Raw genomic sequence first — 12,167 nt, 5'->3', positions numbered from 1 at the left:
ATTACTCAACTGTGGGCCAATACTGACTGCCCGTCACAAGGCTGCCTATCAGGGTTGATTGAACCCCCTCCAAAGGTCCCGTCTGGCGTCGGTGACCGTTGTCAAGGGTCCTTGCTCGGATCGAATCGCATGGTTAGGGTGTGCTCCGATGGGAAACCAGCCACTTCACGGCCGGTTCCGTAAGCCCGGGGGGGCCGTCGCACATATAGAGCCGCGCTGCGCTTTTCTGTCGCCATGTCAGCGATAGGGAACGCCTTTCGAGTCGAGCCTTCCGACGGGGGTTATCACGTCCGGCATCGAGGGCTGTTTTTCCCATGCGATCGGGGTATTTTCTTTCATGTCTGATTTCGAGCTCGAGGCGGACGGCGTCGTCAAGGTCGTCGAGGAACTGTCGCAACGGGTTCTCAACGTCTACCGGGCCGATCCCGGCCATGTCCTGGAGCACGCGAACAACGAGCGGCGCATCACACAGGGCGGCTACGGCGAACGTCAGATCTATGAGCTCGTCCAGAACGGCGCGGACGAGAACATGGAGCGCCAGCCCGGCGTCGTAAGCACAATCCATGTCCTTCTCGCCGACAAACACCTGTACTGCGCCAACACCGGCACACCGATGACCCCGGGCGGCGCCGACACGATCCTGCGCATGGCCGTGTCACGGAAACGGACCGGGAAGATCGGACGCTTCGGGGTCGGTGTCAAGTCGGTGCTGAGCGTGTCGGACACCCCTCGCTTCTACAGCGCGTCCGGCTCGTTCGGCTTCGACAAGGACTGGTCGGCCCGTGTCATCCGGGAAACGGTCCCCGACCTCTCCAGGCTGGATCCCACCCCGGTGCTGCGGATGGCGCAGCCACTGGACCTGGAGGCGGAGCGTCGGCGTGACGAGCGACTCGACGAGCTGATGACGTGGGCGTCGACGACGGTGGTGCTCCCACTGCACGACGGGGCCGAGGACCGGCTGGGGCGGGACATCGTCAACTTCCCTGCACATTTCATGCTCTTCTCGCCCCACGTGGACCGCCTGGTCCTGGAGGACACCCGTACCGGCCACGAGGTGTGCCGGGAGATCACACAGGACACGCAGGGCGTCGAGCACCGTGTCGTGGAGCAGCGCGACGGTGCTCCACGCAGCAATGAGCGCTGGTTCGTCTTCAGCATCGACCACGAACCCAGTGCGAGCGCCGCACGGACGGCGGGAGAGCTGCACGATCGGCCTGTCGTCACCATCTCCTGGGCTGTCCCCGACAAGGGTGTCCCGCAGCGCGCGAAGCGTGGCACGTTCTGGGCCTACTTCCCGACCAACTACGACACGACTTTGACCGGCCTTCTCAACGCGCCGTGGAAGACCCCCGAGGATCGCCAGAATCTGACCAAGAGCGATTTCAACGAGGAGTTGGTGACCAGGGCCGCGGAGCTCGTGGTCGACTCGATCCCCGATCTGTACGAGGAGAAGGACCCGGGGGCCTTCCTGACCCTGCTCACGGCGCGTGGTCGCGAGGCCTCCCAGTGGGGCGACGAGATGCTCAGCCAAAAGGTGCTGCAGGCGGCCGCCCGTCGGGCCTCCCTGCCGGACCAGGACGGGATTCTCCGACTCCCCGGAAAGCTGCGGCTGCATCCGGAGAATCTCGCACCGGCCTGGCTCGAAGGGTGGGCGTCCCACCCGGGGCGTCCCAAGAACTGGTGCCACCACAGTGTGGAGGGTCGCGACAGGCGATCGAGGGCGAGGGACATCCTCGACCAGGCTGGCGTCGCTGCGTCCCCGCTGCGCAATTGGCTGGAGGCACTGGCCTCGGACCGCAGTGTGGAAGGTGCCAAGTGCGCGCTGCTGCTGGCGGCGTCTATCGTCGAGACCGGCAATTCGGCTCAGGCGGCCGAAGCGCGAAGCGCGAAGATCCTGCTCACCGAAGGCGGCGCCTTCCGTTCCCCTTCCGAGGGCACGGTGTTTCGTCGGCACGACGGCGTGCGGCTCGCCTACGACACGACGGTGTACCTGCACGACGCCATCGGACAGGACCCCGAGACAGTCCGCGCGTTGCGGATCCTGGGGGTGGAGGAGGCCAACGCGGCCGGACGTCTGCGGGCCGCCGTCACCGCGGGCTTCGACCGGTATCGGAACAACGACTGGGAGGACTTCTGGACGCTGACACGCACCGTCGAGCGCGACGAGGTGGTCAAGGTCGTCAAGGAGCGCCACCCCGCACCGGAGACGGTGCTCAAGGTGCGCACCGCCACCGGCCAGTTCCGCCTCGTGCGCAACTGCATCCTGGCGGGACCCGTCGTGCCCGCGGACGGACTGCGCGACGCCGCGGTCCTGATCGACCCGGCCTTCCACGCGGCCGACACGGAAGTGCTCAAGGCGCTCGGCGCGGTGGATCGTCCGGTGCCCCGGATGAACCCTCGCTCGGATCCCTGGTTCAACGACTACAGCGCTGTCATGTACAACCAGTTCTGCGCGTGTCTTCCACCCAACAGTTCCCGTCCTCGGCCGTCCTCCGTGAGCCTGATGGGTCAGGACCCTGCCGGGCCTCTGCACCTCCTGGCGGAGCTGTCCGCGGAAGGCAAGGCCGCCTTCGTACGAGAGCTGCCCGACCCTGGGCTCGTGCCCGACTGGCGATGTTCCCGAACCTCCGGTCAGGGGGGCGACCTGAGCGTCGAGTCGCCTTTGATCTGGATGCTCCGCGAGCGGGGCATGCTGGCCACCTCTCTTGGTGTGAGGCGGCCGAAGGCCGCAGTGAGTCCCGAGCTGGAGGTGGACGACAGGCTCCTGCCCGTCGCCGAGGTTGCTGCAGCCCACGCACGTGCGCTGCGGCTGCCCTCCAAGGTCCAGGACGTGCCCCCTGCCTTGTGGAGCGAACTGGCTCTGCGCGCGGACTCGGGGACCGACATCGGATTCGTCGGAAGCGCCTACGCGTTTCTCGCAGGCTCCGGCCCCTCGGACAACCTCGGAGACGGGGCACGCCTGTTCCGTTGCAGGGTGGGCGAGGACTGGGCGCTGAAGCAGCGCGAGAGCATCGCCGTCACGTTCGAGCAGGACCAGTTCGAGGTCCTGCTGCGTGAGCGTGTGCCGGCGCTCCTCGTCCCCGCTGACGTGGACGCGCAACTCCTGGTCGACCGGTTCGCTTTCCGGAACCCGTCCGATCTTCTGGTGGAGGAGATCCACTCCGTGCCGCTCACGGAACCGGTTCCTCTGACGGACGTCTTCCCTCGGCTGCGTCAGGTGCTTGCTCGGGGAGCGGCCTGGAAACTGGCGCACTGCACCGAGTTGGTCAGGATCGTCCGTGCCCCGGAGGGCAGACGAGAGCAGACACTGACCGAGACGCTCGACGGACTCACGGTGCTGCTGTGCGGGGAGCGCGACGACGAGTCGACCCTGCGGGCCGTCGATCGGCTCCTCGGGCTGCGGCTGGGAGCCGACGGATGCCGCGGCCTCCTGCGCCAGCAGGCGCGGGACCGGGACGACAAGAAGATGCTGAAGGTCCGCCAGGAGACCGATCCGACCAGAAAGCTGCTCCTGGCCATCGGCGAGGACCGGCTGACGGCCGAGCTGCCGCCGGGGCTGGCGCTGGCCGACGCACAGCTGCGCGGGCGACAGGTCAACGGCCTGCGAGCGGCCGAACTGCTGATCGCCGCTCACGGGGAGGACATCCTGCGCGTCCTGGCACCGGCGCTCGCCGACGCGGGCTTCGACGTGCCGCGGATCTGGACCGGCGCTTCGCCGGCACGACGCTTCGTGCGCACCTACGGCTTCCCGGAAGCGTGGGCCGGCGACCCGCAGACCCCCAGCAGCCCCAAGCCGTACGAGACGGTCCCGGGACCGCGAAAGCCGCTGAAGCTCCACCCTTACCAGGATGCGCTCGTGCAGCGGATGTACGAGCACCTCGCCCAGGGCGAGGAGAAGCGGGCCATGCTGCAGATCCCCACCGGGTCGGGCAAGACGCGGATCGCCGCCGAGGCCGGTGTCCGCGCGCTGCGCGACGGCCTGCTCGACGGCCCGATCCTGTGGATCTCCCAGAGCCAGGAGCTGGCCGAACAGGCCATCGAGACCTGGGCCTACGTCTGGCAGACCGTGGGAACGGACCAGCCGCTGCGCATCACCCGTCTGTGGGGCGGCATCCCGGACGCCGTTCCCGTCGTCGACGGGCCGCAGGTGGTGGTCGCCATCGACGACACGGCCGTCAAACGACTCCCGAAGGAGGACTACGCCTGGCTGCGTGAATGCTCCCTCGCCATCGTCGACGAGGCTCACTTCGCCGTGCCGAAGACTTACACACGGATCCTGGACGCTCTGGGCATCGACCAGTACCGGACCTCGCGCCACCTGATCGGTCTGACGGCCACCGCCTTCCGCGGGGACAGCGACGACGAGACGCGGACCCTGGCCTCCCGTTTCGGGCACAAGCGTCTCGACTTCGGGGTGTTCGACAACGACGACGCCTACGGGCACCTTCAGGCGTTGAAGGTCCTGGCCAAGGTCGAGCACGAGGAACTCCTCGGCGGCTCGTACACGCTGACGGCCCAGCAGGTGGCCGAGACGCGCAGCACGAACGCGATGACGCTGCCGGCCGAGGTCGTCAGTCGCCTCGCCCAGGACGTCGAACGCACCCGGCGCATCGTGGACCGGATCGAGGAACTGCCCGCCGACTGGCCGATCCTGGTCTTCGCCACCTCGGTGGAGCACGCCCAGGTCCTTGCCGCACTGCTGCAGGATCGCGGCATCACGGCGGCCTCGATCGACGGGAGGACGCCGCCGAGCATCAGGCGGCGCCGCATCGCCGCGTTCAAGGACAAGAAGATCCGAGTCCTGACCAACTACAAGGTGCTGACGCAGGGGTTCGACGCCCCTGCCGTGCGTGCCGTCGTGGTCGCCCGCCCCACGTTCAGCCCCAACACCTACATCCAGATGATCGGCCGGGGTCTGCGCGGCGAGCTCAACGGGGGCAAGGAGTCCTGCCGGATCCTCAACGTGGCCGACAACATCGAGAACTTCGGTCGTGGACTTGCCTACACACGCATGGAGCATCTGTGGCACAGGGCGAACCGGTGACCGGCTCCGTGACCGGCACGGTGGAACTCACGACGGCTCAGCGCCGCGTCGTCCAGGAGCCGGCGCAGTGCAAGGCGCTGGTCACCGCAGGCGCCGGAACCGGCAAGACCTTCACACTGGTCAGGCGGATCGAACACTTGGTCTCTGAAGGTCTCGCGGGCGGGGACCTCCTGGTGCTGACCTTCTCGCGCGCCGCCTCGGCCGAGATCCGCGACCGCCTGCACCTGTTGGGCGGCAGGTCCCGGCACGTGCGCGTGTCGACGTTCGACGCCTGGGCTCTGAGTCTGCTGCGTGAGGCCGCGCACGACGAGAACTGGCACGCCCGCTCCTTCGACGAACGGATCCGTGCGGCCATCGAACTCGTCGAGGACGAGAGCCGCGCACCGCAGTCGCTCGACGAGGTCCGACACGTCGTCATCGACGAGGTACAGGACCTGGTCGGTGATCGACGACGACTCGTTCAGGCCTTCCTGGAGGCCTACGAGTGCGGATTCACCGTGGTCGGCGACCCCGCCCAGGCCATCTACGGATTCCAGGTCAAGGATCCCGAGGAGCGGGCGGGCGAGACGGGCAGGTTCTTCTCCTGGCTGCGCGGGCGGTTCGCGGGCGAACTCGTGGAATGCACTCTCGAGGAGAATTTCCGTGCCGCTTGCGACGAGGCCGCCTGTGCCCGCCCCTACGAGGCCGCGGTGCGTGCCTGCACCACGCGTGCGCAGGCCGACGCGGTGCACGAGCAGCTGCGCACGGAGTTGGCCTCGAGGCTGGACTTCGGCGACCTGCAGGTTCCCTACCTGCGCGCCTCGCTGTGCGAGGCGGAGGTCAGCACCGGCGTCCTGTGCGCCACCAACGGCGACGCGCTGCTGATCTCGCGATGGTTGGCGGATCTGGGCATCGATCACCGTGTCCGCAGAGGTGCCGAGGACCACGCCGTGCCCGCGTGGGTGGCCCAGGTCGTGTCCCGGCTGCCGGACGCTGTCTCGATCCCTCAGGACCGGTTCCTCGAGGCCTGGCAGGCTCTGGCGCACGCACCCGATCCCGACCAGGGCCGCAGCGCGTGGCAGCTGCTCCTGCGGGCGGCGGGCGACCGCACCGGGCGCGTCGTCGAGCCGAGGCGGCTGCGTGAAGCCGTCGCCCGCGGGAATCTGCCGGACGCTCTCGTGACACCGCACGAGGGCGGGCTGCTCGTCTCCACGTTCCACCGGGCCAAGGGTCTGGAGTTCGATCGGGTGCTCGTCGTCGACCCGGGCCCGTTGGAGGACGAGCACGAGCAGGTGGACGCCGACCGCTGCGACGCCGCCCGGGCCCTCTACGTCGCGATGACCCGGGCCCGCCACGAGCTGTATCGCTTGCAGCCGCCCGAGGAACACCTCGCCCGTCGTCGTGGTTTCCCGCTGGTACGCAAGGTCAGGGGCGTGCAGCGGTGGGGACACTATGGCTACAACGCGAGCTGGCGATTGGGGCTCTCGTTGCTCGGTGGGGACGTCCATCGTGGCCATCCCGCAGGGCTCGAGCACGTCGCCTGCGACCCGCGGCAGATTCAGGAGTACCTGGCGGCCGAGGTGATGCCCGGCGACGAGGTGGTCTGGACGCGGCTGGACGACGTGCCCGCGGCCCATGACAGCCGAACGGCCCCCGGTTACGCCCTTGTGCACGACGAACAGATCGTCGCTGTCGCCTCCGAAGCCTTCCGCCGCGACCTCTACCGCTTCATGCAGCAACGGCCCGCGCATCGGCCGACGGCCTGGCCCGGCCGCATCACCGGAACGCGGATCGACCTCGTCGAGACCGTCGCCGGCGAGGACGCCGCGGCCGTCCGCGCCGGTCTGGGCCCCTGCGGGCTCTGGCTCGCACCGCGGCCGATGGGAATCGGCCGGTTCCACTACGACCGCAAGGACGACGACGCATGACGGACGATCACACGCAGCACTACCGGCTGCGTGGACAGTTGGCCCAGCAACTGAAGTCGGACCTGCTGGGCCCCCACGGCGAGCACCACCAGGACGTCGAGATCCTCGACGACTGGCCCGTCACCACCTACTCCACGGGGGTGCTGTTTCCCCGCGTCGTGGACCCGGCGCAGCAAGAGCACCCCGAACCGGACCCGGACGCCGCGGTGCAGGACCTCGACGACGCCGACTCCACCGTGACGGTGGACGAGACCCCCGACGGGGGCATCGTGCTCGCCAGGGTCGCCCGCCCCTCGGCGACCGGCCTCACCTTCGCCGTCGACCCCGCGCGCAGCCCTCACGTACTGGTGCACGCGTTCGCCGCCGTGTACGACCCGGTGGACGCCGCAGGCGAACCGGCCGCGCCCGAGCGAGCCGAACAGCGCAGCACCCGGCAACCCGAGGTGCGCTGGCGCCGCCGTCCCCTGCAGCTCACCGTCACGCCGGTGGATGTCCTGGACCCGCCCCGCAAGGCTGTGGAACTCGCCGAGGGCCTGTCCCTGCATCTGCGGGTCCGTCCCCCTCGCGGACCCCGCGGCACGATCTCCGTGACCGCCACCTTGATGAACACCCACACCGTGGAGCAGCAGGAGATCAAGGATCCCAGGTGCTTCTTCCAGGTGGGACTGCGGATCACGGTCCCGGACGGAGTCCCGGCACTCGTCGAGCGGCCCACGGTCCGCGATCTCGACGACGAGAGCCGGCTCGCCCTGCTCCTGCATCGTCATGCCCCGACCTTCGCCGTCGGCCACGGCTGTGCCGCGAACTGGTCCTGGTCCCCCTCACCGGTCGATCGACCCGAGCGGCACACCGCGCCCGCGGGAATCGCCTGCGTGTGGACCGAGCACGTCCCCGTGAGCGAGGTCCTCCTGTCCGACTCCAACTCCTCCGTCCCCGTGGAACTCCTGGGAATGCAGCACCTCGCCCAGGCCCCGAAGCACGAGCTGATCGGTTCTCTTCGCACCTTCGTCGCCCTGTACGAAGAGTGGATCATGGAGCGGAGCGCGGACGCGGATCTCCTGCGCGAGGGAATCTACGGCGATCCCGCCTATCTGCGCCTTGCGGAGGAGCAGCTGGAGCACTGCCGCACCGCACGGCAGCGCATGAGCGCGGGAGTCGACCTCCTGGAACGCGATCCCGATGCGTTGGAGGCGTTTCGGCTGGCCAACCGTGTCATGGCGGTGCAGCGCGGCAGAGGCCAGTGGATCAAACGGGAGCGGGCCGGTGCGCCCTCGCCCGAAGGCGCGTGGAGGCCGTTCCAGCTCGGGTTCGTGCTGCTGTGCCTGAACGGCACCGTGGACGCGGCCCATCCCGACCGGGCCGTCGCCGACCTGCTGTGGTTCCCCACCGGTGGCGGCAAGACGGAGGCCTACCTCGGGTTGATCGCCTTCACCGTCTTCCATCGCCGTCTGCGCCACGGCGCGGCCGGGGCCGGGGTGAGCGTGCTCATGCGCTACACCCTGCGTCTGCTGACCCTGCAGCAGTTCGAACGTGCGGCCCTTCTGATCTGCGCGATGGAGCGCGTGCGGGCCCAGCAACCCGAGCGGCTGGGGCAGGAACAGATCTCCATCGGCATGTGGGTGGGCAAGGCCGCAACACCCAACAGGCTCAAGAACGCCGACAAGGCACTGAAGAAGCTGGCGCGAGGCGAGAAGCTCCAGGAGGAAAACCCCGTCCAGCTCAAGAACTGCCCCTGGTGCGGCACTCCTTTGCTGGTCCGCAACCATACGGTCGACCTGGCCGCAAAGCGCATGGTCATACAGTGCGACGACCGGGCATGCGACTTCTCCGCCGGGCTGCCCGTGCACGTCGTGGACACGGAGCTCTACCGGGTGCGCCCCACGCTCGTGATCGCCACCGCCGACAAGTTCGCCCGCATCGCCTGGCGCGAGGACGTCGCGGCCCTATTCAACCGAGACGAGGACCGGCTCTGGCAGAAGACTCCACCGCCCGAGCTCGTCATCCAGGACGAACTGCACCTGATCTCCGGCCCGCTGGGAACTCTCGCCGGTCTCTACGAGGCGGCCGTGGACATCGCATGCGCCCAACCGAAGATCATCGCCTCCACCGCGACGATCCGCCGCGCCCAGGAGCAAGGACAGGCCCTTTTCGGCAGGGGCGTGGCGCAGTTCCCGCCGTCCGGCCTGGACGCCCGCGATTCGTGGTTCGCCGTCCAGGCACCCGCGGTAAGCAGGCCCTCGCGTCTCTATGTCGGCCTTCTCGCGCCCGGGCTCTCCCAAGCGACCCTCCTCATCCGCGCCTACGCGTCCCTGCTCCACAACGCCCAGCACCTGCCGTGCCCGGACGAGGAGGTACGAGACGCCTACTGGACGCTGGTGGGGTACTTCAATAGCCTGCGCCTGCTCGGCGCCGCCGAGCTGCAGGTCAACGCCGACGTCAACGAACGGCTGCGGACGCTCGCCGCGCGTGACGGGGTGGAGCCCCGGCAGGTCCTGCCGACCGAGATCACCAGCCGCGTTCCCTCCAGCGACCTTCCCGCACTGCTCGGCGCCCTCGGGCGATCCCTGCAAACCGGATCGGCGTTGGACGTGCCGTTGGCGACCAACATCATCTCCGTCGGTGTCGACTTCGACCGCCTGGGCCTGATGGCCGTGACGGGGCAGCCGCAGACCACTGCCGAGTACATCCAGGCCACCAGTCGTGTCGGTCGTGCCCACCCCGGTCTCGTCGTCACCCTGTTCAACGCGGCACGATCCAGGGACCTGTCCCACTACGAGAACTTCGTCAGCTACCACTCGGCCCTCTACCGACAGGTCGAGTCGACCAGCGTGACGCCGTTCGCCGCCCGCGCCCGCGACAAGGCCCTGCATGCCGCCTTCCTCGGACTCGCCCGCCTCCTGCATCCGGAGATCCGGGACAACACGGACGCCAAGAACGTGAACGAATTCGCCTCCCAACTGAACTCGACCCGCGAGCAGTTGGTCGAACGCATCCGCCGCGTCTCGCCTGCCGAGGCCGACCACGCGGATGCGGAGATCCGCGTCTTCGTCGACCAGTGGCGTCAACTCGTCGAGACCAACGAAAAGCTGGAGTACGAGGCCGCCTTCACGTTCAAGGCCAACCCCCGCCGCCGGCCGGACCTCGCCCTGCTGCGCACCCACGAGGACCACGACCTCACCAAAGCCCGTCCCACCCTGTGGAGCCTGCGCGACGTCGATGTCGAGTCCCACCTGTACCTGGAGAGCTGACATGCCTCGCAGAATCACCCCCGGCACCACTCCCCCCGGCGACGAGCGCAAGCGCCCCTCCGTAGGCTCTGTCCGGCGGGCTCAACAGATCACGACGTACGGCGTGGGTGGCCTGCTCGCCGTGGCCGACCAGTCCTACATCGTCAGCGGCCTGGACACCTGGGACGTCACGGGCGAACCCGACCTGCGAGACCAGCGCCTGGAACCGATGCTGCACGTCAACGGGTTCAGACGGCCGCCCGCGGCGCGCGTTGCCACCGGGCGTGGCGTGCGCGTGCGTCGTTTCCCGGACACCTACGCGTGCCCCCAATGCAAGGCGCTCAAGGCGTTCCGCGACCTGAGCGCGGCAGAGGGCGACAACCGTTGCGCGCAATGCGCGACCCTGCTGACGCCCTCGCGCTTCATGGTGGCCTGCGAGGACGGGCATCTCGACGAGTTCCCCTACGAGGCCTGGGTCCACGCCGACCCGGAACACAAGGACACTCACCCCCGTACGTGCTCGCAAGCCACCAGTGAGCTGACTTTGGAGACCGACGGTCGCACCGCCAGTCTCCGCAGCATCGTCATCAGCTGCAGCTGCGGGCGGAAGGCCTCGATGGAGGGTGCCTTCGGCAAGGCGGCTCTGCGCCGCCTGGGCCTTCGCTGCCGCGGCACCCGCCCGTGGCTGGGCCGCGGCGCCACGGAGCGCGGATGCAAGCGTCCCTTGCAAACCCTCCAGCGCGGTTCCTCGGCAGCCTGGTTCGCCGACCTGCGCTCAGCCCTGTCGATCCCGCCGTGGCACACGGAACTGATGGAACTCGTCGAGGCGCACCGCAGACACCTCGTCGGCAAGAGCGACGAGCGCATCGCGGAGTTCGCACAGGACGAAGGCTGGCTGACGCCCGGCGGATACTCCGCCTCCCAGGTACTGCGCACCGTCCGCACCCTTGAGAACGCAGTCCAACCCGAGCCTGCGGAGGACGACGAGGACGAGATCCGATTCGCCGCCGGCGAGCCGCTCCGGCAGGAGGAGTACGAGCAGCTTTCCAAGGTCACCGAGGACACTCCCGAGAACAAGCACTTCGTGTGCGAACCCCCACAGGACGCGCAGCGATCCGATGTCCCGGGCATCGACCGGGTGATGTTGGTCAAACGTCTCCGCGAGGTTCGGGTCCTCACCGGCTTCACCCGCATCCGCCCCCCGCAAGGCTCGAAGGCCGATCGTGATCGCATCGGTCGCCTGAGCCGGAACACGGACCTCGACTGGCTCCCGGCCATCGACGTCGTCGGCGAGGGCGTCTTCCTCACCCTGGACCAGGAGCGACTTCACCGGTGGGAGTCGGCAGTGCTCCGTATCGACTCCAACCGGACCGACCGCATGCGAGCCGCGCACGCGGACCTGCTCCGGGAACAGGAGTGGGAGAATCCGCGCTCGCCGCTGACGTCACGCTTCGTCCTCCTGCACACCCTGGCGCACGCGCTGATCAACGAGTGGAGCCTGGACTGCGGCTACCCTGCGGCGTCCCTGCGGGAACGGCTCTACGTCGACGACGAAATGTGCGGGGTCCTCCTCTACACGGCAACCAGCGACTCGGCAGGAAGTCTGGGCGGCATCGTCGCACGAGGAGAGGTCGCGGAGCTGTCGAGGAGCCTGTCGCTCGCCGTGGAACGCGCCGCCTGGTGCTCCTGCGACCCTTTGTGCATGGAGGCCGAAGCCAACGGTGTCGGGGGGCTCAACCTGGCCGCCTGCCACGCATGCCTCCTGCTGCCCGAGACAAGCTGCGAAATGAACAACACGTTCCTCGATCGTGCGCACCTCGTCGGAACACCCGCCAAGGACTTCCCCGGCTATTTCGCTTGAGCCGGCGACACGGCGCCCTCCCCCGGCGGACGTTGTGCAAGGTACGCGATGTCCACCGTCCGAAGCGGTGACGGCCCCGGCGAACCGGCCGGGGCGCACCGCGGTCCGGGTCGGTCTTCGCCAGCCTC

4 protein-coding genes are annotated in these 12,167 nt (G+C 68.6%); all 4 read left to right on the top strand.

What is annotated here, in order from left to right; translation table 11 throughout:
* Positions 1-337: 337 nt before the first annotated feature.
* The 4 genes from OG798_RS47835 to OG798_RS47820 are packed head-to-tail and all read left to right on the top strand — an operon-like array spanning position 338 to position 12,039.
* Complete coding sequence (locus tag OG798_RS47835; protein WP_328759271.1) at positions 338-5,044, top strand: DEAD/DEAH box helicase; 4,707 nt, start codon at positions 338-340, stop codon at positions 5,042-5,044.
* A complete protein-coding gene (locus OG798_RS47830; protein WP_328759270.1) occupies positions 5,023-6,951 on the top strand; it encodes a UvrD-helicase domain-containing protein in 1,929 nt (642 codons plus the stop codon). Before OG798_RS47835 ends, OG798_RS47830 begins: the two co-directional genes overlap by 22 nt.
* On the top strand, positions 6,948-10,199 hold the full coding sequence (locus OG798_RS47825) for a DNA helicase (protein WP_328759269.1): 3,252 nt from the start codon (positions 6,948-6,950) through the stop codon (positions 10,197-10,199). Before OG798_RS47830 ends, OG798_RS47825 begins: the two co-directional genes overlap by 4 nt.
* 1 nt (position 10,200) lies before the next feature.
* Entirely contained in the window at positions 10,201-12,039 is a 1,839-nt protein-coding gene (locus OG798_RS47820) for a DUF1998 domain-containing protein (protein ID WP_328759268.1), read from the top strand.
* The last annotated feature ends 128 nt before the right edge of the window (positions 12,040-12,167 follow it).

This window comes from Streptomyces sp. NBC_00271 (assembly GCF_036178845.1).
Taxonomy (GTDB): Bacteria; Actinomycetota; Actinomycetes; order Streptomycetales; family Streptomycetaceae; genus Streptomyces.
Note: the sequence above shows the minus strand (reverse complement) of the source record. Positions and strands in the feature narration are given on the sequence as shown.